This is a genomic window from Paraburkholderia sp. BR10872 (assembly GCF_040965835.1).
GTDB classification, from domain to species: Bacteria; Pseudomonadota; Gammaproteobacteria; order Burkholderiales; family Burkholderiaceae; genus Paraburkholderia; species Paraburkholderia nodosa_A.
Genome location: NZ_JBFRCN010000056.1, coordinates 1 through 22,752, shown reverse-complemented (window position 1 = coordinate 22,752; position 22,752 = coordinate 1). Strand labels below are relative to the sequence as shown.

The 22,752-nt window shown below is 62.5% G+C and carries 19 protein-coding genes, 1 pseudogene and 1 riboswitch; of the genes and pseudogenes, 16 read left to right on the top strand and 4 right to left on the bottom strand.

Features of this window, described 5'->3' with window-relative positions:
* Positions 1-47: 47 nt before the first annotated feature.
* The 11 genes from AB4Y43_RS32420 to atzF all read left to right on the top strand — a co-directional run bounded on the left by AB4Y43_RS32420 (position 48) and on the right by atzF (position 14,593).
* A complete protein-coding gene (locus AB4Y43_RS32420; protein WP_342948132.1) occupies positions 48-2,072 on the top strand; it encodes an NADPH-dependent 2,4-dienoyl-CoA reductase in 2,025 nt (674 codons plus the stop codon).
* Between the two features lie 40 nt (positions 2,073-2,112).
* Complete coding sequence (locus tag AB4Y43_RS32415) at positions 2,113-2,559, top strand: nuclear transport factor 2 family protein (RefSeq protein WP_368729652.1); 447 nt, start codon at positions 2,113-2,115, stop codon at positions 2,557-2,559.
* A complete protein-coding gene (locus AB4Y43_RS32410; protein ID WP_368729651.1) occupies positions 2,556-3,383 on the top strand; it encodes an enoyl-CoA hydratase-related protein in 828 nt (275 codons plus the stop codon). The genes AB4Y43_RS32415 and AB4Y43_RS32410 overlap by 4 nt, the downstream gene beginning before the upstream one ends.
* 174 nt (positions 3,384-3,557) lie before the next feature.
* Positions 3,558-4,442, top strand: a complete 885-nt coding sequence (locus AB4Y43_RS32405; RefSeq protein WP_368729650.1) for a dienelactone hydrolase family protein — start codon at positions 3,558-3,560, stop codon at positions 4,440-4,442.
* Between the two features lie 321 nt (positions 4,443-4,763).
* Positions 4,764-4,863, top strand: a riboswitch (guanidine-I (ykkC/yxkD leader).
* Positions 4,864-4,921: 58 nt separating this feature from the next.
* A complete protein-coding gene (locus tag AB4Y43_RS32400) occupies positions 4,922-5,992 on the top strand; it encodes a putative urea ABC transporter substrate-binding protein (protein ID WP_368729649.1) in 1,071 nt (356 codons plus the stop codon).
* A gap of 33 nt (positions 5,993-6,025) precedes the next feature.
* Positions 6,026-6,841 (top strand): ABC transporter permease, encoded by an 816-nt coding sequence (locus AB4Y43_RS32395; protein ID WP_069262094.1) that lies wholly within the window; start codon positions 6,026-6,028, stop codon positions 6,839-6,841.
* Positions 6,838-7,626: an ABC transporter ATP-binding protein gene (locus AB4Y43_RS32390; protein ID WP_069262093.1), complete on the top strand. Its 789-nt coding sequence runs from the start codon at positions 6,838-6,840 to the stop codon at positions 7,624-7,626. Before AB4Y43_RS32395 ends, AB4Y43_RS32390 begins: the two co-directional genes overlap by 4 nt.
* 13 nt (positions 7,627-7,639) lie before the next feature.
* Positions 7,640-8,344: an urea amidolyase associated protein UAAP1 gene (locus tag AB4Y43_RS32385; protein ID WP_368729648.1), complete on the top strand. Its 705-nt coding sequence runs from the start codon at positions 7,640-7,642 to the stop codon at positions 8,342-8,344.
* A gap of 14 nt (positions 8,345-8,358) precedes the next feature.
* The gene (locus AB4Y43_RS32380) at positions 8,359-9,000 is read left to right on the top strand and encodes an urea amidolyase associated protein UAAP2 (RefSeq protein ID WP_368729647.1); all 642 of its coding nucleotides are present in this window, start codon (positions 8,359-8,361) and stop codon (positions 8,998-9,000) included.
* A gap of 172 nt (positions 9,001-9,172) precedes the next feature.
* A complete protein-coding gene (gene uca, locus AB4Y43_RS32375; RefSeq protein ID WP_368729646.1) occupies positions 9,173-12,772 on the top strand; it encodes an urea carboxylase in 3,600 nt (1,199 codons plus the stop codon).
* Positions 12,773-12,790: 18 nt separating this feature from the next.
* Complete coding sequence (atzF, locus tag AB4Y43_RS32370) at positions 12,791-14,593, top strand: allophanate hydrolase (RefSeq protein ID WP_368729645.1); 1,803 nt, start codon at positions 12,791-12,793, stop codon at positions 14,591-14,593.
* On the opposite strand, the gene AB4Y43_RS32365 is transcribed toward atzF, so the two are convergent.
* Entirely contained in the window at positions 14,590-15,567 is a 978-nt protein-coding gene (locus tag AB4Y43_RS32365) for a pseudouridine-5'-phosphate glycosidase (RefSeq protein ID WP_368729644.1), read from the bottom strand. The genes atzF and AB4Y43_RS32365 overlap by 4 nt on opposite strands.
* Positions 15,568-15,888: 321 nt before the next feature.
* Here AB4Y43_RS32365 and AB4Y43_RS32360 point away from each other — a divergent pair, with 321 nt between their 5' ends.
* From AB4Y43_RS32360 to AB4Y43_RS32340, 5 genes are all read left to right on the top strand, one after another.
* Positions 15,889-16,233: a hypothetical protein gene (locus tag AB4Y43_RS32360; RefSeq protein WP_368729643.1), complete on the top strand. Its 345-nt coding sequence runs from the start codon at positions 15,889-15,891 to the stop codon at positions 16,231-16,233.
* Positions 16,234-16,401: 168 nt separating this feature from the next.
* Complete coding sequence (locus AB4Y43_RS32355) at positions 16,402-17,376, top strand: cysteine synthase A (protein WP_368603131.1); 975 nt, start codon at positions 16,402-16,404, stop codon at positions 17,374-17,376.
* A 61-nt stretch (positions 17,377-17,437) separates the two neighbouring features.
* Complete coding sequence (locus AB4Y43_RS32350) at positions 17,438-17,641, top strand: hypothetical protein (RefSeq protein ID WP_069262085.1); 204 nt, start codon at positions 17,438-17,440, stop codon at positions 17,639-17,641.
* A gap of 19 nt (positions 17,642-17,660) precedes the next feature.
* The gene (gene glnA, locus AB4Y43_RS32345) at positions 17,661-19,160 is read left to right on the top strand and encodes a type I glutamate--ammonia ligase (protein WP_368617540.1); all 1,500 of its coding nucleotides are present in this window, start codon (positions 17,661-17,663) and stop codon (positions 19,158-19,160) included.
* Between the two features lie 134 nt (positions 19,161-19,294).
* On the top strand, positions 19,295-20,032 hold the full coding sequence (locus tag AB4Y43_RS32340; protein WP_368729642.1) for a BON domain-containing protein: 738 nt from the start codon (positions 19,295-19,297) through the stop codon (positions 20,030-20,032).
* 220 nt (positions 20,033-20,252) lie between these two features.
* Here AB4Y43_RS32340 and AB4Y43_RS32335 read toward each other — a convergent pair whose 3' ends face one another.
* The 3 genes and pseudogenes from AB4Y43_RS32335 to AB4Y43_RS32325 form a co-directional block, all read right to left on the bottom strand.
* Entirely contained in the window at positions 20,253-21,782 is a 1,530-nt protein-coding gene (locus AB4Y43_RS32335) for a SulP family inorganic anion transporter (protein WP_368617542.1), read from the bottom strand.
* Between the two features lie 72 nt (positions 21,783-21,854).
* Positions 21,855-22,512: pseudogene (locus tag AB4Y43_RS32330) on the bottom strand (carbonic anhydrase).
* Positions 22,513-22,569: 57 nt separating this feature from the next.
* A partial coding sequence (locus AB4Y43_RS32325; RefSeq protein WP_368729641.1) for a hypothetical protein occupies positions 22,570-22,752 on the bottom strand: 183 nt, incomplete at its 5' end.

The window sequence follows — 22,752 nt, the reverse complement described above, 5'->3', positions numbered from 1 at the left end:
ACTGGTTGCATTATCGACCTCGCCGTCATACAGCCAGTTGCATAAACATGACCAATCACTATCCCCATCTTCTGCGCCCACTCGACCTGGGCTTCACGACCTTGAAGAACCGCGTGCTGATGGGCTCCATGCACGTCGGTCTGGAGGAAGCGCCGAACGGCTTCGAACGTATGGCCGCGTTCTATGCGGAGCGCGCGCGTGGCGAAGTTGGGTTGATCGTGACCGGCGGCATCGCGCCGAACGAACGCGCGCGCCCCATGCATGGCGGCGCGATGTTGACGACAGAGGGGGAAGCCGAGCGGCACCGTACGATTACGCGCGCCGTTCACGCGGAAGGCGGCAAGATCGCGATGCAGATCCTGCATTTCGGCCGCTACTCGTACCAGCCGATGCTGGTCGCACCCAGCGCGCTGCAAGCCCCCATCAATCCGTTCACCCCTCACGCGCTGAGTGACGACGAGGTTGAAGAAACCATCGACGATTTCGTCCGCTGCGCAGCCCTCGCGCAACATGCCGGCTACGACGGCGTGGAGATCATGGGCTCCGAGGGCTACCTCATCAACGAATTCATCGCGATGCGTACCAATCATCGCACTGACCGCTGGGGCGGCAGTTACGAGAATCGCATACGTTTCGCGGTGGAGATCGTGCGCCGCGTGCGCGAGCGCGTCGGCCGCAATTTCATCATCATCTACCGGCTTTCGATGCTCGATCTGGTCGAGGGCGGCTCGACGCTGGAGGAAGTCATCCAGCTCGCACAGGCTATCGAGCAGGCGGGCGCCAGCATCATCAATACGGGCATCGGCTGGCACGAGGCGCGCATTCCCACCATCGCCACCAAGGTGCCGCGCGGCGCCTGGGCCTGGGTCACCCAGCAACTGATGGGGAAGGTCGCGGTGCCGCTCGTCGCCACCAATCGCATCAACACGCCCGAGCTCGCTGAACAGCTGCTCGCCGACGGCGCGTGCGACATGGTGTCGATGGCGCGCCCATTCCTCGCCGATGCCGAATTCGTGCGCAAGGCTCGCGAGGGCCGCGCCGACGAGATCAATACCTGCATCGGCTGCAATCAGGCTTGTCTCGACCATACTTTTGCTGGCAAGGTCACGTCCTGCCTCGTCAATCCGCGCGCCTGTCACGAGACGGAAATCGTCATCCGGCCCGCCGCGCAGCCAAAGCGCGTGGCGATCGTGGGTGCGGGTCCGGCCGGTCTCGCCTGCGCGGTGACCGCGGCCAGCCGCGGGCATGCCGTTACGCTCTTCGAGGCCAGCACCGAGATCGGCGGCCAGTTCAATATCGCCAAAAAAGTGCCGGGCAAGGAAGAGTTCAATGAAACGCTGCGCTACTTCCGCCGCCAGATCGAATTGACGGGCGTCGAGCTTCGCCTCGGCACGCGTGCGAGCGCCGAAGCGCTGATGCAGGAGGGCTTCGATGAGGTGGTCGTGGCAACCGGCGTTCTGCCGCGCGAGCTGCGCATCGAAGGCGCCAGCCATGCCAAGGTGCTGGGCTATCTGGACGTGCTGCGCGACGGCAAGCCGGTGGGATCTGACGTCGCCATTGTGGGGGCTGGCGGAATCGGCTTCGACGTGGCCGAGTACCTCGTGCACGAAGGCGAGTCCGCGAGTCTCGATCCGCAAAAATTCTTCGCCGAATGGGGCGTCGATACGAACTATGCCGAACGCGGTGGATTGCGTCGGGCGGTCGTGAGTCCGGCGGCTCGCAGCGTGCATCTGCTGCAACGCAGGCGCTCGAAGGTTGGCGAGAACCTTGGCAAGACGACAGGATGGATTCACCGGACGGCCTTGAAGGCGCGCGGCGTCGGCATGTCCTCCTCGGTGGAATATCAGCGCATCGACGACGATGGGCTGCACGTGAGCATCGACGGTGTGCCGCAAACCCTCGCTGTCGAGAACGTCGTGGTTTGCGCAGGACAGGAGCCGCTGCGCGAGCTGGCGGACCAGTTGCTGGCCGCCGGCCGCAAGGTGCACGTGATCGGCGGTGCTGCCGAGGCTGCCGAACTCGACGCCAAGCGGGCCATCCATGAGGGCACCACGCTTGCCGCTTCGTTGTGAGCGCGCTGCGTTTTCCCCAGGACCTGAAAACGGACCCGATATGACTGACGCCATACTCAATCTTTCTCCCGCTGTCGCGCGGTCCCTCGCGATCTGGCATGAGCTCGTGGACAGCAAGGATCTCAGCCGGCTGGAGCCCATCGTGCATCCGGAGGCCGTTTTTCGCTCGCCGATGGCGTTCAAGCCCTACGGTCCCGCGCCCGCCTTGCTGATGGCGCTGCGTACGGTGATCACCATTTTCGGGGACTTTACCTATCATAGGCAGTTCAGCAGTGCCGACGGGCTGAACGTCGTGCTTGAGTTCAGCGCGACCGTGCAGGACAAGCAGCTCAAAGGCATCGACATGATCCGCTTCGATGAGGCGGGCCTCATCGTCGAGTTCGAAGTGATGATCCGGCCGTTCAATGCACTGCAGGTACTGGGTGCCGAGATGGGCGCGCGTCTGGCTCATGTTCTCCCCGCGTATAAAGCCGCGAGCCATCCATGAACGATCAATACTTTCGCCTCAGTAACGAAGCCGGCATCGCGCATCTTCAATTGAACCGTCCCGACCGGCTCAATGTAATGGACCTCGCGTTTTATACGGGCCTGCGCGAAATGGTGCAGGCACTCGATGCGAGTGGCGAGGTCCGCGTGCTCGTCATCAGTTCGATGGGCAAGCACTTTTCGGCCGGCATGGATTTCGAGGTGTTCGCCAACATAGCGAACGACTTCGACACCCGCAGTCCACGCAAACGCCTCGGTTTTCAGCGCGCTCTCGCAGATCTGATGGACTGCTTCGACGTACTCGACAAGGCACGTTTCCCCGTTATCTGCGCCGTGCAGGGCGGATGCATCGGAGGCGGGCTCGACCTTGCCGTTGCTTGCGACATTCGCGTGTGCACGGCGGACGCCTTCTTCTGCCTGCAGGAAACGCAGATCGGCATGGTGGCCGATCTGGGCGTGCTGCAACGCCTGCCCAAACTCATTCCTGCGGGCGTGGCGCGCCAGATGGCGTACACGAGCGAGCGTTTGAGTGCCGAACGGGCGCTCGCCGTGGGGCTCGTCAATGCCGTGCTGCCCGACGCCGATGCGCTCCAGCACCATGCGATGGAGCTGGCCCGCAGCATCGCATCGAAATCGCCGCTGGCTGTGGCGGGGACCAAGACGGCGATGAACTTCGCCCGCGACCACGCAACCGCGGAGTCGCTGCAGCACATGGCCCTGCTTCAGAGCGCCATATTCGATACGGCGGACCTCTCCGAAGCCATCGCAGGCTGGCAGGCCAGGCGTGAACCGCGCTTCGATGGCTTGCCGCCGTTGCCTGACTGATCTCCCGCTCTCGCACTACGTCTGCCTATACTGGACTTCGTAAGTCAGTCACGCGAACCAGTACTGAAGAAGAGGCGCGTCATGTCGAGAACAAGCAAAACTCTGCTCGTCCGAATCGCATTGATCTGCGTGTGCAGCTGCCTCGCGAACGCCTCACGCGCGCAGGTGACGCGAATGGAGGTCATCCCGATTCCGTCCGTGACGCTCACGGACCAGGAATTTCTGAGCGGGCGCGAGGATGGCAAACCTGTTACGGTGGCTGGCGAACTTCGGCTTCCCCGAAACGGTGCTGACCGGCTTCCGCTCGTCATCCTGCTGCATGCGTCCGGCGGAATCGGCAGCAGCATCACCGACTGGGAGGAGTATTTTCTATCGCTCGGTGTCGCGACTTTCGTGATCGACAGCTTCTCCGGCCGAGGTATCGTCAACACGATCAACGATCAAGCGCAACTCGGCCGCCTGGCACAGACCGAGGATGCCTATCGCGCCATTGCGACGCTTTCGAAGCACCCGAGAATCGACCCGAACCGGATCATGCTCATGGGCTTCTCGCGTGGAGGGCAAAACGCGCTCTATGCAAGCCTGAGCCGGTTCCAGAAGATGCACGCCCAACCCGGCACCCAGTTCGCGGCGTTCGTCGCTTTCTATCCCGACTGTACCTCCACGTATCTCGAAGACGAGGATGTCGTTGGCAAACCTGTGCGTATTTTCCAGGGGACTGCAGACAACTACAATCCCGTCGCGCCATGCCGTGCCTATGTGGAACGTCTGAGAACGAAACTGCATGACGTCCAGTTGACCGAGTACGTCGGCGCCAGTCACTTCTTTGACGCGCGAGCGCTCAGGGAACCCCAGCAGCTATCGCAGGCGCAGACCACACGAAACTGCCGGACGGTCGAGGTCGAAAACGGACTGCTCGTCGACGCCACGACGAAGCAACCGTTTAGTTATAGCGATGCGTGTATCGAGCGCGGGACAACCATCGCATACGACGAGAACGCGGCGGCCAGTGCCAAAGAAGCCGTCGGCGGAATCGTCAGGGCCGTGCTGAAGCCATAGGTTCACTGTGACCGGGTCGAAGGCCGGGAGCTTCGCCAGTCCCGAAACGGCATTTCACATCGGGCGACGAAAGGTCGTGGCGCAAGCCCGTACTGCCGTCGGCCGCATAGAATTCGCGCGGTTTGGGTTCGAACCGCGATACGAATGGCCCGTCGCAGTGCCCGAAACGGGTGCGCCGCGACGCATATTAGTGCACGTTGTTACCGGCGCAGGGCGAAGAAACGCCTTCCACGCCACAAAGCCGTGCCTGGGTTCATTGGCACGCTTCTCGCTTTAAGGAGTGGGCAAGGAGCCGGCGCAGCATCCGGTTCAGACAATCTGGAAATGGACAGCTAGGGTTCCGGCCTGCTTCTCGCAGGTGCTGGTCCGAGAGCTGGCGACCTCAGGCGAGGTTACACGGCGGGATAAAAGCCCGGGAGAGAACGCGATGTTTGCGCTGCTCCCTGCCGTTGCTAACCGTCCCTTTCGAGGTCAACCTCATGCGCAAGCTCGTTCGCTGTCTTGGCATCGCCGCCGTCTCCCTCGCCACCTTCGCTTCAAGTTCCGTGTTCGCTGCGGGCCGCAGCGACTTCAAGGTTTGCTGGACCATCTACGCCGGCTGGATGCCGTGGGGCCAGGCAAAAACCCAGGGCATCATCTCTAAGTGGGCCACGAAGTACGGCATCAAGATCGATGTCGTCCAGCTGAACGACTACGTCGAATCCATCAATCAGTACACGGCTGGCAAGTTCGACGGCTGCGCAATGACCAACATGGACGCGCTCACCATCCCGGCTTCGGGCGGCGTCGATTCGACTGCGCTGATCGTGAGCGACTACTCGAACGGCAACGACGGCGTGCTCATGAAGGGCAAGGGCAGGCAGATCGCCGACCTGAAAGGCCAGCAGGTCAATCTCGTGCAGTTCTCGGTCTCTCACTACCTGCTCGCGCGCGCCTTGGAAAGCGCCCATATGAGCGAGCGCGATCTCAAGGTCGTGAACACATCCGACGCCGATATCTCGGGCGCATTCGCGACGCCGACTGTTCACAACGCGGTGACGTGGAACCCGATGCTCGCCGATCTGAAGGCGCAGCCGAACGTTACCGAAGTCTTCGATTCGAGCAAGATTCCCGGCGAAATCATGGACATGATGGTCGTCAACACGAAGACGCTGCAGGAGAACCCGGCGCTCGGCAAGGCACTGACCGGCGCATGGTTCGAGATGGTCGCGCTGATGCACAGCAATTCGGCGGCGAGCACCAGCGCGCTGACGTCGATGGCGAAGGCCTCCGGTACCGACCTTGCGAACTTCAGGGGGCAGCTGTCGACCACCGCGCTCTTTTACACACCTCAGGCGGCAGTCGCTTTCGTCACGAGCCCGGACATGCCGAAGATCATGACGCGCGTCGCGAAGTTCTCCTTTGACCACGGTCTGCTCGGCCAGGATGCAAAGAGCGCGGATTCCGTGGGCATGGCATTCGACAAGAATGTGATCGTCGGCGACAAGAACAACGTCAAGCTGCGTTTCGACCCGAGCTACGTCGAGATGGCGGCCGCGGGCAAGCTCTGAGACTGATTTCGAAGCCACAACCAGGCGGTCACCATGCGACTCATCAATCGACATCCGAGCCGGATCGGCAGCATGATGCTGCTCCTGCTGCCGTTCGTCGTGCTGTTTGCCGTGTATTTCACGGGATCTGCGCAGCGGCTCAAGCTCAATCCCGATGACAAGCTGCTTCCGAGCGCGGCGCAAATGAGCGATGCCGTGAGATTGGTCGCATTCACCGAAGACAAGCGCACGGGTGAATATCTGTTGTGGGACGACACGCTGTCGAGCTTGCGACGACTGGGTATCGGTCTCGTCGTAAGCGCGGTGATTGCACTGGTGGCCGCTATCGCGACCGGCTCGTTTCCGCTCGTCAGCGCAACGCTCTCGCCATTCATCACCGTCGTCTCGATGGTGCCTCCACTGGCCGTGCTGCCGATTCTTTTCATCGTCTTCGGGCTCGATGAGCTATCGAAGGTCGTGCTCATCGTTTTCGGCATCACGCCGATGATCATTCGGGACCTGCACGCCCGTGCCCGCGAGATTCCCGCCGAGCTGTGGGTCAAGGCGCAGACGTTGGGGGCCACGAGCTGGACGGTGATTCTGCGTCTGGTTTTGCCCCAACTCCTGCCGCGCCTGCTGGTGGCGATGCGGCTTTCGCTCGGAGCTGCATGGCTCTTTCTCATCGCCGCCGAAGCGATCGCATCGACGGACGGCCTGGGCTATCGCATCTTCCTCGTGCGCCGCTACCTCTCCATGGATCTGATTCTGCCGTACGTCGCCTGGATCACGCTGCTCGCGTGGCTCACCGATGAACTGCTTCGCCGCATCACGCAGTGGTCCTTCCCCTGGTACGGCGGAGGTGGGCGATGATCGAAGTCCGTAATGTATGGAAAGAGTACGGCGGCCAGGTAGTTCTGGAACGTTTGAATCTGACGATCCAGGAGGGCGAGTTCTGTTCGATGGTCGGCGCTTCCGGCTGCGGAAAGTCGACGTTTTTGCGGCTGCTGCTGGGTCAGGAGCAAGTGACGCGCGGCGAGATCCTGCTGGACGGTCAACCGCTGCCGGGCGAGCCGGATGCCCATCGTGGCGTGGTGTTTCAACGCTACTCGGTGTTCGAGCACCTGAGCGTATTGCGCAACGTGATGCTGGGACTGGAGCTTCCGAAAGCGAAGCTCACGGGCAGACTCTTCGGGGCGCAGCGGCGCGCCGCGCGAGACGAGGCGGCCGCCATGCTCGAGCGGGTGGGGCTCGGTGCGGCCTTGAACAAGTACCCGCAGCAACTCTCCGGCGGTATGCAGCAACGCCTCGCCATCGCACAGGCCCTGATGATGAAGCCGCGCGTCCTGCTGCTCGACGAGCCGTTTGGCGCACTCGACCCCGGTATCCGCAAGGACATGCACACGCTGCTCTCGGACCTGTGGCGCGAAGCGAAGCTGACCATTTTCATGGTTACGCATGACCTCAAAGAGGGCTTCACGTTGGGAAGCCGTGTGCTGGTTTTCGACAAGGTCCGCGTGGACCCCCAGGCGCCGGGTGCCTACGGAGCCCGTGTCACCTACAACATTCCACTCGACCGCAGCCGCGAATCGGTGTCCGCGGTGCATCTGGCGCGCGCGGCGGTTCAAGGCGCGTCCAGCATCGAAGCGGTCTCATGAAGGGAACTCGAACATGAAGTTATTGCTTGAAGAAACCGTACCGGGCGGGGGCCATACCTCGCTCATCGTGAAGCGCGGGCAATCGCTGCGCGTGACCGACCTGCACGGTGGCGCCAATGTCAGCGTCATGATGGTCAATGCAACGGAGAAGAGCGAGCGACTGAACCTCCCGGATTCGCTGAAGTGCCAGCACACTGCAAAGCTCACGACGGGGCACTGCCTGTACTCCGATATGGGGCGTGTTCTCGCTGCCATCGTCGACGACACATGCGGGTGGCACGACAGCATCGGCGGTGTCTCGAACGCCGACGAGGTCACGGCGCGGTACGGTGCTGGCCGTTATCAGGAACTGCGCAACGCGTTCTACCGGAACGGCACGGACAACTTGCTCGTCGAGATGAGTAAGTGGGGCCTCGAGATCTCAGACCTCCTGATGACGCTCAATCTTTTCAGCCGCGTTGATGTCACGAGCGAAGGAGAGCTGAATTTCGTGAGCCACAACTCGAAGGCCGGCGACTACGTCGAACTGTATGCGCCGATGAACACGCTTGTCGTGCTCACCGCGATTCAGCACCCGCTCGACCCGAACCCTGAATATGCGCCCAAAGCGGTGAAACTCGAATTGAGCGAGGCGCAGCCTGGCGTGGCTGAAGTGTGCCGTACCGCATGCGAGGAAAACGTGCGCGGGTTTATCAACACAGAGCGATTCTTTCTTTGAGCGGAGGCCACTTCATGATGAGCACGCTTGTCGTCAGCGACAAACAGCCCGAGAGCGCGGTCTACCGCGAGACGGTGGCCGCGGGTGAGCCCTGGCTTCACGAAGTGAAGGCGGGCCAGACACTGCGCATCGTCGATCTGGAGGGCAACCAGGCGGTCGATACGCTGTTCTACAGCCTCGCCGATCCGCGCGAGCGCTTTGACCCACAACGCACGCTGCGTCGGCAGAAAAGGCTCTACCTGACGGCCGGCTCGGTGTTGTACTCGAATTTCGGCAATCCGATGCTGACCGTCGTTGCCGATACCTGCGGACGCCACGATACGCTCGGCGGTGCCTGCGCACAGGAGAGCAACACCGTGCGCTATGCGCTGGGAAAGCGCTATATGCACAGCTGCCGCGACAACTTCCTGCGCGCTTGCGCGCATGACGGCCGCCTCTCGAAGCAGGACATCGGCGCGAACGTCAACTTCTTCATGAATGTGCCCGTGACGGCGGAAGGGGGCCTCACCTTCGAAGACGGCATTTCCGCACCGGGGAAGTACGTCGAGCTGCGTGCCGAGATGGACGTGATCGTGCTGATTTCCAACTGCCCCCAGTTGAACAATCCGTGCAACGCCTACAACCCGACGCCCGCGGAGCTGCTGATATGGGACTGAAGCATCTCCGCAGCTGGATCTCGTTCGCCATGCTCGTGCGCGCGGGACGTCATTTCACGCTCACGCGCGAAGCGCTGACTCAGGCAGATCGCTGACGCGAATACGGCCGTGGACGACCGCGGCTCGCATCTCCCACGGCGGGACGGCCCGCCTCTGAATCAAGATTCCTTCCATGTTCGAGAAGATTCTTATCGCCAATCGTGGCGCCATCGCGTGCCGGATTCTCAGAACGCTGCGCGAACTCGATGTCACCGGAGTCTCCGTTTTTGCGGAGGCGGATAGAGCGAGCCGTCATGTAAGCGAGGCTCCCGTCGCGCACTGCCTGGGCGACGGGCCCGCGGCAATGACCTATCTCGAGACGAAAAAAATCCTCGAGATCGCTCGCCGCGAGGGCGTGCAGGCCATTCATCCCGGGTATGGATTCCTCTCCGAGAACGCCGCCTTTGGCGAGGCTTGCGAAGCGGCAGGGATCGCGTTCATCGGGCCCACGCCCGCGCAGTTGCGCGCCTTCGGCCTGAAGCACACGGCGCGCGAAATCGCGGAGAAGGAGGGCGTGCCGATGCTCAGGGGCACCGGCTTGCTCGGTGACCTGATGGCGGGGCTGGAAGCGGCGGAAGTCATCGGCTATCCGGTGATGTTGAAGAGCACGGCCGGCGGCGGTGGTATCGGCATGCGTGTGTGCTGGAATGCAGCCGAACTCAGTGCGCATTTCGATGCCGTGAAGCGGCTCGGTGAAAACAATTTCAGCGACTCCGGCGTTTTCCTCGAAAAGTACATCGAGCGGGCGCGACATCTTGAAGTGCAGGTCTTCGGAGACGGCAAGGGCGATGCCATCGCACTCGGCGTGCGCGACTGCTCTGTGCAGCGGCGCAACCAGAAAGTGCTCGAGGAAACGCCCGCGCCGTGCTTGCCGGACGGGATTTCCGAGGCACTCTGTGCGGCTGCCGTGAAGCTCGCGAAGGCGGTGGACTATCGCTCCGCCGGCACCGTCGAGTTCGTGTACGACAGCGCCGCCGAGCAGTTCTACTTCCTCGAAGTCAACACGCGCCTGCAGGTGGAACACGGCGTAACGGAGCAGGTGTGGGGTGTCGACCTCGTGCGCTGGATGATCGAGCTGGCAGCGGGCACGCTCGAGCCGTTGCATGAACTCGCAGCGAAGCTGACGCCGCGCGGCCATGCGATTCAGGCGCGGCTCTATGCAGAAGACCCCGGCCGGGACTTCAAGCCCAGCCCCGGCCTGCTGACCGACGTCGCGTTCCCGCCAGCCGACGGTCGCGCGCTACGCATCGACACGTGGATCGAAGCCGGCTGCGAAGTGCCGCCGTACTTCGACCCCATGCTCGCCAAGGTGATCGCCTGGTCCCAGACTCGCGACGAGGCGCGCAGCGCGCTCAAGGACGCGCTCGAAAGCACGCGCATTTACGGCGTGGAGACGAACCGCGACTATCTGCGTCAGATCCTGGACGACAAGCCGTTTGCATCGGGCGAACCATGGACCCGGTGCCTCGAGGGACTCAAGTACGAGGCCAGTACGGTCGAAGTCGTCAGCGGCGGTACGCAGACGACGGTCCAGGATTTCCCCGGCCGTCTCGGATACTGGGCAGTCGGCATTCCGCCTTCCGGGCCGATGGATGATCGCGCCATGCGGCTGGGCAACCGCCTGCTTGGCAACGCCCCCGATGCCGCCGCGCTCGAAATCACGATGAGCGGCCCGACGCTGCGTTTCAATACCGACGCGGTCGTTGCCATCACGGGGGCGGACATTCCCGTACTGCTCGGCGACGTCAAGCAACCGTTGAATACGAGCCTCTTTGTCCCGGCAGGCTCGACGTTGTCGCTCGGCACCATTCGCGGCGCCGGCGCACGCGCTTATCTGTGCGTACGCGGCGGCCTGGACGTCGGCGTGTATCTCGGCAGCCGCAGCACCTTCACGCTCGGTCAGTTCGGCGGGCATGGCGGGCGCGCAATACGCGCAGGTGACGTACTTCACCTCTATCCGCTCGAGAATCCGCAGTTTGGCAAGACGCTGAATGCCGTGCCGAAGCTCGAAGACGTGCGGAGCCTCCGCGTGATCTATGGTCCGCATGGCGCGCCAGAGTACTTCAGCTCGCGCTACATCGAAAGGTTTCTGGAGACGGATTGGGAAGTTCACTTCAACTCGAGCCGCACCGGAGTGCGCCTGATCGGGCCGAAGCCGGAATGGGCACGCGAAGACGGCGGCGAGGCCGGACTGCACCCGTCGAATATTCACGATAATCCCTATGCGGTCGGCGCCATCGATTTCACGGGCGACATGCCCGTGATTCTCGGCCCCGATGGACCGAGTCTTGGCGGCTTCGTCTGTCCGGTGACCATCATCGAGGCCGACCTCTGGCACATCGGGCAACTGAAGGCCGGCGACAAGATCCGCTTCGTTCCGGTGGAGGTAGAAGAGGCGCGTGAAGCCGCACGTCAACGCGCCCGCGAACTGGAAAGCCTGGAGGTCGAGTCGAACGCGTCGACCTGCAAACGCTCGTCCCTGACCTCGCCCATCGTGCTCGACCTGGGTTCGGGCGGCGAGCGGCTCGTTGCGCGCGTGTCCGGTGACACGCATCTGCTGCTCGAGATTGGGCCCGCCGAGCTGGACCTCGTCTCGCGCTTTCGTGGACACGCGCTCATGCAGTCTCTCGAGGCCATGGCGCTTCCCGGCGTCGTTGATCTGACGCCTGGCATCCGTTCCCTCCAGATTCACTATCGACCGGAGCAGCTGGCGCTCGCGCAATTGCTGGATGTCGTACGTCAGGCGTGGGAGCAGGTCTTGCTGAAGAAGGATTTGCGCGTGCCGTCGCGGATCGTGCACATTCCGCTCTCCTGGGATGACCCGGCGTGCCAGCTTGCGATTGAAAAATACATGACCACGGTGCGCAAAGATGCGCCGTGGTGCCCGAGCAACCTCGAGTTCATTCGCCGGATCAACGACCTCGAATCCATCGATGCCGTCAAAGAGATCGTGTTCGACGCGAGCTATCTCGTGATGGGTCTCGGTGACGTCTACCTGGGTGCACCCGTTGCGACACCGCTCGATCCGCGTCATCGCCTCGTGACGACCAAATACAACCCGGCTCGTACGTGGACCGCGGAGAACTCGGTCGGCATCGGCGGCGCGTATCTGTGCGTGTACGGCATGGAAGGGCCCGGCGGCTATCAATTCGTCGGCCGCACGCTGCAGATGTGGAATCGCTATCGCAAGGTCGCGGATTTCGCCGGTCAGCACTATTTGCTGCGCTTCTTCGACCAGATTCGCTTCTACGAAGTGTCGGCCGACGAACTGCTTCGCATCCGCGCCGATTTTCCGCTTGGGCGTTATCCGTTGAAGATTGAAGAGTCGGAACTCTCGCTGCCGGATTATCAAGCGTTTCTCGAGAGCGAAGCCGACAGCATCGGCAAGTTTCGTTCGCGACAGCAGGCGGCCTTCCAGGCCGAGCGCGAGCGTTGGCGCGAAGCGGGCACCCCTGAAGAGGCAATCGAGGCACCGGACGCGGAGGACGCCCAACTGGCTCCGTTGGAAGACGGGCAGGTCTCCGTGGACTGTGAAATCGCCGGCAGCCTCTGGCAGGTGAAGGTGAAGACGGGAGACGTCGTTGCCGCGGGCGACGTATTGCTCATTGTCGAGTCGATGAAGATGGAGATTTCGGTGTTCGCCTCGTGTGCGGGGACCGTCGGCGATATTTACGTGGCCCCCGGCTCGCCCGTGCGCGCAGGGCAACGAGTCGCAGTCATTGAACGCCATTAAGTACAAGGACAGAAAATCATGCCGACATTCGATCTGCGGCTTTCCACGCTTCGCAGCGCGTATCGTGACGGGCGCCTCACGCCGCGCACGCTCGTGACTGAACTGCTCGGAAAAGCGAGCGCGCTGAATCCGGAGTTCAATCTCTTCATTCATCTACTGACCGAAAGCGAAGTCGCGCCATACCTCGACTGGCTCGAGAAGCAGGACTTCGAGCGTCTGCCGTTGTACGGCGTCCCGTTCGCGATCAAGGACAACATCGACCTTGCAGGAGTCCAAACGACCGCCGCGTGCCCCGGCTTTGCGTACATGCCAAAGGAGTCCGCGACGCTCGTCAGCCAGCTGATTTCGCTTGGCGCCATCCCGATCGGGAAGACCAATCTCGACCAGTTCGCGACGGGTCTGAACGGCACGCGTTCGCCATACGGCAAATGCCGCAACAGCGTGCATCCTGACTACCCGTCGGGTGGTTCCAGCGCGGGTTCATCGCTTGCCGTTGCATTGGGCGTGGCGAGTTTCGCGCTCGGTACCGACACGGCGGGGTCGGGACGTGTGCCTGCCGGCCTGAACAATCTCATCGGACTCAAGCCGACCAAAGGCATCCTGTCGACGGCGGGTGTCGTCCCGGCCTGCCGCACACTCGATTGCGTGACCTACTTCACGGCAACGGCCGGCGAGGCCAGTGAGCTTCTCTCATTGACCGCACAAACCGACGTTCGCGATGCATACAGTCGCAGAAACCCGCAATGGAACTCGGCAAGCGGGTTCGGCAAGCCTACCTCGTTCCGGTTCGGGGTTCCGGCGCGTCTTGAATTTGCGGGATGCGCTGAGAGTCCGGAATTGTTCGCAAGCGCGCGTGCGCGTCTGGAAGCAGCAGGCGGCGAGGCAGTGGAGATCGATTTCGAGCCCTTTGTCGAGGCCGCTAATCTCCTTTATCAGGGCCCGTGGGTTGCGGAACGCTACAGCGTGGCCGGAGAGTTGATGTCAGCGACGCCAGACGCCGTGCTTCCCGTTATTCGGAACGTGCTGGCCAAGGCGCCGGGCGCGACGGCGGTCGAACTGTTTCGCGCGCAGTATCGTCTGCAGGCGTTGAAGGCGATCTGCGATGCGGTGCTCGATTCATTGGACTTCGTGCTGACGCCGACGTATCCGCGCCCTGTGACGCTCGCTGAACTGGAGAAGGACCCGATTGGGCCGAACTCATTGCTCGGCTACTACACGAACTTCATGAATCTGCTCGATTACGCGGCCGTCGCCACGCCGACAGCGTTCATGAAGAACGGGCTCCCGTGGGGCGTGACGGTCTTTGGCCGCGCGTTCGCCGACCAGTATCTGCTGGGGGTTGCCGATGTGTTGCAGACGGCGAGTGGCATCGAATGTGTTGGCGGAAGCCGCCCGGAGCCTTCCGCCAGGCGAGTCGCGGCCAACGACCGGATTCGCGTCGCGGTGTGCGGTGCTCACATGCAAGGGCTGCCGTTGAACAAGGACCTGGTTTCGCGAGGCGCGCGACGCATGCAGGTAACGCATACGGCTGCCCATTATCGGCTGGCCGCGCTGCCGCCTTCCGCGGACGGCACCCGACGCCCGGGATTGTGGCGAGTTGCCGGGAACGGCTCCGAGATCGCGGTCGAAGTCTGGGACATGCCGAGCGTCGAGTTAGGCTCGTTCATGGCAACCGTGCCGTCTCCGCTGGTGCTGGGGAAGGTCGAATTGTCGGACGGCTCGTGGGTGACCGGCTTCTTGTGCGAACCCTATGGCGTGAAGTCGGGAACCGATATCTCCGGATTCGGCGGATGGCGTGCATGGCTCGCGAGCGAGCGCTAGCCCGATTGACCCTGCGAGATGGAACGCTCGTCGCGACATCCAGTGCACAACCTGTGTGCCAACGCCAGCGCCAGTCGTGCCCCGACCTCGGCGTTGTGTTTCACGATCGCGATGTTCGTCGCCAGACTGCGTCCACCCGTGAGTGCCGTGATGCGAGACAGAAGGAAGGGCGTCACGGCCTTACCTGTGATGCCTTGTGCCCTGGCCTCAGTCAGCGCCTGCTGAGTCAGCGCGTCGATCTCTGCGGACGGCATTGCTGATGCCTCCGGCACCGGCGTGCTCAACACTACGCCGCCCTCGAGGCCCAGGTTCCACTTGGTGCGGATGAAGCGCGCCTGGTCCGCTGCGTCGTCCAGCCGGAAGTCCGCCCGAAAGCCGCTATCGCGCGTGTAGAACGCCGCGAAATTGTCCTGCCCGCAACTGAGCACCGGCACGCCGTAAGTCTCCAGGTATTCCAGTGTGAGCCCGATGTCCAGGACGGACTTCGCACCGGCACACACCACCGCCACCGAGGTCTTTGCCAATTCCTGCAGGTCGGCCGAGATGTCGAAGGTTTCCTGCGCGCCCCGGTGCACGCCGCCAATGCCTCCCGTGACGAAGACCTCGATGCCGGCCAGCGCGGCACATATCATCGTGCCAGCCACTGTCGTGGCACCGAGCCCGCCGGCGGCCAGCACGGCCGGCAGGTCGCGGCGGCTAACCTTGTGTACATGCTCAGAGCGGCCGAGCAGTTCCAGTTGGTCGTCAGCAAGTCCGATGTGAATTCGCCCCCCGATCAGTGCAATCGTCGCGGGTTCGGCTCCCGTCGCGCGGACCAGGGCCTCCACTTCGCGCGCAGTGCGAATATTCTCCGGATAGGGCATGCCGTGAGCGATGATGCTCGACTCGAGCGCGACAAGCGGGCGGCCGGCGGCCTTTGCAGCGGCTACAGCCGCGCTGAACGTCAACCAGGAGTGTGCGAGGTCGGCAACCATGTCTTTGCGCCTTCGGGTATCGTGGACTCGAGTATGCCGCATGGGGACGCTTCACAGCGCATCGCTCGCCCGATCCACGTGCTCCAGACGAACGATCGGGCAGTCCGGGTTGCGGACAAACCCTGACCGGCGCATTGTTCACGGGAATCGAACTGAGGCTCGCCTTCGCGTGCCGATCCATTTGACAGGCGTCGTCATGTTGCAGGAACATTTTCTCTACTTTCCCAGGCGGCTGAGCATAACGACTGGCCTGGCCACGTCGACGATAGCCGGTGGCGGGAGGCGATCGGCTTCCTGCTCGCACCTTCCGGATCGGAATGGATGAGAACCCGCCCGATCCCGCCCCAGTGCGAACGCTTCTACATCCTCGACGCGAAGAACAGGCCTGTTGCGGTGTTCGACCGCAGCGAGTGGTCGCGCTGGATGGCCGAAAACGAATTGATCTTTCGCCGCACGCTGCTCGAAGAGTCCGGCGTGACGGTCACGACGCGATTTCGCGGTGTGACTGACGCGCGGACCGCCGAGCCCGCGCTCTTCGTGACGCGCATCGCCGGAATGCAAGCGCGAAAAGACAACGAGAGCTTTGGCGCAAGCACGCTCGGTGAGGCGCTCGAGTTGCACGAACGCATCGTGCAGAAGATCCTTCGGCTGCTGACCGGGCGATGATCGGCGTGCCCTGATCGTTGGCAAGCTTTTTGCGAGTGAGTCGGCGTATCCCCTTCCCGGTCATCTTCACCGACTGCACTCAAACGTCGGGAAGTGCGCCGGATCTTTGCCTATGCTTCCAGTGTGAGAGTGGCCTGATGCCAGGCTTGCGATTGCAGGGGAAAGGATATGCATGTTCGGACGGGTTTTGTCGGGTGCGTAGGCGACACGCCGCTGATCAGGCTCGCTCGTCTCAGCGACGAAACCGGCTGCGAGATTCTCGGTAAGGCCGAATTCATGAACCCGGGTGGTTCGGTGAAGGACCGGGCGGCGCTGTCCATTATTCTGGACGCCGAGCAGCGTGGCGAACTTAGGCCCGGCGGCACGGTAGTGGAAGGGACTGCGGGCAATACCGGCATCGGCCTTGCCCATATTTGCGCGGCTCGCGGCTATCGCTGTGTCATCGTTATTCCCGAGACCCAGTCTCCCGCGAAAATGGAACTGTTGCGCGTCCTGGGTGCGGAAGTCCACCCGGTACCGGCCGCCCCCTACAAGGACCCGAACAACTACCAGAAGATCGCCGGAAGGCTCGCGGAGGAACTGGACGACGCGATCTGGGCGAACCAGTTCGACAACCTTGCCAATCGCAAGGCTCACTACGAGAGCACCGGCCCAGAAATCTGGCGCGATACCGCTGGCACGGTCGATGCGTTCGTCAGCGCGACCGGTACTGGCGGCACCCTCGCCGGGGTGGCCCGCTTCCTGAAGGAGAAGAACCGCGATCTGTGGATCGTTCTCGCCGACCCGTACGGCAGCGGCTTGTACAGTTACGTGAAGACGGGCGAGATTCACGCGGAAGGCAGCTCGATTACCGAGGGGATCGGCTCCAGCCGCCTTACCGCGAACCTCGACGGCACGCCGATCGATGACGCTTATCAGATCGACGACCAGTCATGCGTCACCATGGTCTACCGATTGCTGCGCGAAGAAGGGCTCTATGTCGGCGGTTCGACAGGCATCAACGTCGCGGCTGCTGTCAGGCTTGCCCGGGAGATGGGGCCGGGGCATACGATCGTCACACTGCTGTGCGACGGCGGCGAGTTGTACCGCTCCCGCCTTTTCAATCTGGACTGGTTGAAACAAAGGGGCCTGGTCCCGGCGTAGACTGCCCGTCAAGTCTGGCGTCACCCATGTTCCCCTTGTGTTTATCTCGTGAGGAGGTCAAATGAGCACCAAGGACAAAGGCAACGTGCGCGCATTCGTGCAGACGGCCGAGCAGATCGGCGGTTGGGTGTGGGTTATCTCGCTCGTCGATTTCGATGCGCGCGAAGTGCGGCGCTCGCTCGTCGCCGAAGAGCCCTTTGCGACGGAGCGCGCGGCGAAAGACGCGGGCTACGCCCGTCTCGAAGCGCTCGCACACGATCAGTAGCTGCGCAGGGAGAGTCCCCATGGCCAGTCCACGAGGTGCACCGGCGTTCGATGTAACCGTCGACGCCGGCAGTTATCGTGTCGCGCGTCCTGATAACCCGCAACAGGTTATCGAACTACTGCGCGAACACAAGATTCAGATCGTCGACCTCAAATTCACGGATCTGCCCGGTCTCTGGCAGCACTTTTCGATCACGCTGCCCGAGGTGCACGAAGACCTCTTTGCCAACGGGATCGGTTTCGACGGTTCGTCGATCCGCGGATTTCAGGAAATTCAGGAATCCGACATGCTTCTCAAGCCGGATCCCACGACCACGTTCATCGATCACGTGAGCGAAACGCCCACACTCTCGATGATCTGCGACGTGATCGATCCGGTGTTGCATCAGCCGTACTCGCGCGACCCGCGCTACATCGCGAAGAAGGCCGAAGCCTACCTGAAGCAGACCGGCATGGCGACGACGTGCTATTTCGGGCCCGAGCTCGAGTTCTTCATATTCGATTCGATCCGTTTTGGCCAGGATGCCCATAGCGGCTACTTCTTTGTCGAATCTGCCGAAGGGGACTGGAATTCGGGCCGCGACGAAGGCGCGTATGGCGGCGGCAACCTCGGTTACAAGCCTCGCTTCAAGGAAGGATATTTCCCGGCGCCGCCGCACGACACACTGCAGGACATCCGCTCGACGATCGTGTTGTTGCTTCAACAGGCCGGCGTGCAGGTGGAAGTGCATCACCACGAGGTGGCGACAGCGGGGCAGAACGAAATCGACATGCGGTTTTCCACGCTTACGCGGATGGCCGACAACGTCATGATCTACAAGTACATCTGCAAGAACGTCGCGCGCCAGCACGGCAAGGTGGCGACGTTTATGCCGAAGCCGCTCTTCGCCGACAATGCGAGCGGCATGCACTGCCATCAAAGCCTGTGGAAGGACGACGAGAATCTGTTCTACGATGCGCATGGCTGGGCGCTTACGTCTGACATGTGTCGATGGTATATCGGCGGCCTGCTTAAGCATGCGCCAGCGCTGATGGCGTTCTGCGCTCCGACCACGAACTCCTACAAGCGCCTCGTGCCCGGATATGAAGCGCCGGTGAATCTGGCGATGTCACAACGCAACCGCTCGGCGGCCGCGCGCATTCCGATGTACTCCGATTCGCCGAACGCGCGGCGCGTCGAGTTCCGGTGTCCCGATCCGTCGGCCAATGCGTATCTCGCCTTCTCAGCAATGCTGATGGCCGGGCTCGACGGCATCGAAAACAGGACAGACCCAGGCGATCCGCTTGACGTCAACATTTACGACCTGCCCCCCGAGAAAGCGAAGGACGTCCGTCAGGTGCCGGGTTCGCTCGACGAATCGCTGAATGCGCTCGAGGCCGACAACGAGTTTCTGCGCAGAGGCGATGTCTTCACTGAAGATGTCATCGATACGTGGCTTGAGTACAAGCGCAAGCATGAGATCGACGCAATCAGGCTGCGTCCGCATCCGTGGGAGTTTTATTTGTACTTCGACGTCTGATCACACGTGCAACGCTGAGGGGAAGGGTGGGCGCAATAACTATAATGAATTGGGCGGCGCCCGCCTCGCGTGACGCGTTTTGTACTGCGGGGCATCGAGGTGGCTGCTTCGTTCCCCTTTGCGCGAGGCAAATCATGCAACGCCCTGATGCGATCCTCAAGCAGGTGATGGCGGCGTTCGAACGCGAATCGCACCTGAAACTCCACAATTTCCCCATTCACATCAGCCGCGACAGCGGTGCCTTGACGGTTGCAGGCGAAGTGCCGGACATAGCGTCCAAGAAGCGGTTTATTCGGTTGACCCGGACTTACAGCGACGGCGAACCCCTCATTGACCGACTGCGCGTCAGCGCTGAGCCGCCGATTGGCGACGGCGAGTTGCGCACGCGGATCTGCGAACGGATTTTGCGAACGGTGGAGTTCCGCAACTGTGTGATATGTGCGCGCGTGAAAGACCAGCTCGAAATGCTGCGCGGCACCATGGACCAGGCCGGCGAGGAGGGCGGCGGCGTTGTGGAGGTCACCGTGGAAGGTGGCGTCGTGACGTTGACGGGCCAGGTGATGAGCCTGTCGCATCGACGGCTCGCAAGCGTGATCGCGTGGTGGGTCGGCGGGTGCCGGGACGTGACGAATCTGCTGGAGTTGGTGCCGGCCGAAGCGGATGGCGACGAAGAGATTCACGAGGCCCTCGCTCTCGTGCTCGAATCCGATCCGCGCGTTCACGCAGAACAAATCACAATCAACGTGGAGAGCAAGCGGATTACGCTTGCGGGGCGTGTAGCGACCGAAGCTGAGAGGCGCCAGGCAGAGATGGATGCGTGGTGTCTGGACACCGTAGGAGGCGTGGTCAACCGGATCGAGGTGCGCGCCTGAGTGTGAGTCGTCGCCATCGCGAAATTCCCCGGCATCGGGCGATCACAGGATCTGATAGCCGCATGGTGGCTGTGCGCGTACCTGCGGGTCATGGCGCTGCTCACTGCTGGGCAGCAAGCAGTTCGGCGGCAGCGGTCGGCTTCCCGAGGAAGCACCCAAAACCCAATGGCGCGTTCCGGGCTGTCCGCCATGCACCCCTCAGGCATCGCTGGGCGAGCGCTCAAATGCCCGAGCGAGTCGCAGGCGGTAGCACGGCTGCAGCATGGCGGACTTCCACCGCGATCGACCGCAACGGAGCTTCGGCAATGAAACGGTCGAGCAGTTCGCGCACATCGTAATCGATGTAATCGGCGCGCGAGGTGTCGACAATCACTGTCGCGCGATCCGGGATGTGAGCGAGCATCTGCTTGAGCGGCACCTTGCCTAAAAAAGATACGTCCTTGCGAAAGGAGACCAGGAAATGATCGTCGTGCCGCGCGAGCGCGATCGGCCGATGCAGATTCGCCCACAGCGCGAGCCCCGCGCTGCACAGCACGCCGAGCATGATCCCCGTGAGGAGGTCGGTGGCGAGCACGCTGGCGATCGTAACGATGAATGGCGCGAACGGCGCCGCGCCTTGTTTCGCGAGCGCGACGAACAACGAAGGTTTGGCGAGCTTGAGGCCGGTGTGAATGAGGATGGCCGCAAGACTCGCGAGCGGAATCATGTTGATCACGTCGGTGAGTGCAAACACGCTGACGAGTAGCAGCACGCCGTGCACGATCGCAGAGAGCCGGCTTTGCGCGCCGGCATGCACGTTTGCCGAGCTGCGCACGATGACCGAAGTAATGGGTAGTCCGCCGATCGCGCCGGCGACGATATTGCCGACCCCTTGCGCCTTGAGTTCACGGTTGGGCGGCGCGGCGCGCCGCTGCGGGTCGATCTGTTCGACCGCTTCGAGGCTCAGCAGCGTCTCGAGACTTGCAACGATGGCGAGCGTCAGGGCGACGATCCAGATCTCCGGGTCGGCAAAGCGCGCGACGCTCAGCTCGAATTCACCGAACTGAAGAGCGTCGCCGAGGGCCGCAAATGATTCGATGGCAGGCAGTGCCACGCGTTGTTCGACCGGCAACGCGAATGCCGAGCCGAGCGAGCCACAAACCAGCGTCGCGCTAACGCCCGCAAGCACGACGACGAGCGGTGCGGGCACGAGCCGCACCAATGTGAAGCGTCGCAATGCGCGTGTTTCCCAACCCGCGAGAATGGCGAGCGAGATCACAGTGACCATGCATACGATGGGCGAGATCGACTCGAGCGCGTGAGTGAGAGACCCGGTCTCGTTGCCCGACGTCAGTCCGAGCGCGAGCGGGATCTGCTTGATGACCAGCATCAGGCCAATGGCGGCGAGCATGCCCTTGATGACGGGTGTGGGCACATACGAGGCGAGCCGCCCGGCTTTGAGCATGCCAAAGCCGAACTGCAGCACACCGGCGAGCAGCACAGCAATCAGGAATGCAGAGAAACTGCCGAGGCGCGCGATGCCATCCACGACGATCACGACGAGGCCAGCGGCGGGGCCGCTCACGCTCAGGCGCGAGCCGCTGAGCGCGGCGACGACGATGCCGCCGACAATACCGGAAACGAGGCCGGCCAACGGCTCGGCCCCAGAAGCCCTGGCAATGCCGAGGCATAGCGGCAGGGCGACGAGAAAGACGACGGTGCCGGCGGCGAGGTCACGCGCAAGCGCGGACAGTGAAGCTTTCGAAGTCATGATGGAAGCGGGTAGAAAAGAAGGGTGGAGGACTCGACGGCGGCGGTCCTGACGCGACTTGAGGCGTGCGCCTCAAGCGTGCGTGGGCTGTGCAATGCGCAATGGATTAGCACAGGCCGCGGCGGTTGCTTTCGCTGAACCAACGTCGTAGCCCGACGCGAGTTCACGCAGCTGGCCGTCGTTCAGCGAAAAGATCCAGCCGTGCACGAGCGGCGCGGGTTCGCCCTCACGTACGAGCGGATGCTCGCGCAGCAGGCGCACCTGTTCGATCACGTTCAGTTCGGCAAGGCGGTTGATGCGTGCCTCTTCCGATGGCAGGCGCGCCAGCGTCGAGCGGTGCGTTTGCGCGAGCGCGCAAAGCGGCTCGATGCGACGGTTCACATGGGGCAGGGCGTCGGCGGGCGGTAGCAGCGAGGCGCGTACGCCGCCGCAGCCGTAGTGCCCGCAAACGATGATGTGCGCGACTCGCAGCACACGCAGCGCGTATTCGAGCACGCTCATGTTGTTGTCATCGTCGGGATGGAAAAGGTTCGCGATATTGCGGTGAACGAACAAGTCTCCGGGCGCGCAGTGCGTGACGCTTTCGGCGGGCACGCGGCTGTCGGAGCAGCCGATCCACAGCACCTGGGGCTTTTGCCCTGTGGCAAGCGTGCTGAAGAATTGGATCGCGCCGGGCGATTTCCTGTGCCCAGGCGACGTTGGCAACGAGCATACGTTTCGGCAGATTCATGGGTCGAGGCTCCGTTGAAGGTGGCGGCTTCGCTCAATCCTTACGTATACCTTTCTATCAGAAATCAGCCTGTCGGTTTCGAAAAATAAATCGGAACAATGCGCGGCGAATATAAAAAAATCTATGGTCACCCCCGTTTTTGCAACCTTGATCGTTGACGTTGTGGTTGGCTTGCCTAAATCTATCCGGCGTCGTTGTGGGGATCACTCCCCGCGCCACGATGAGAGTCGCGCCTGATGG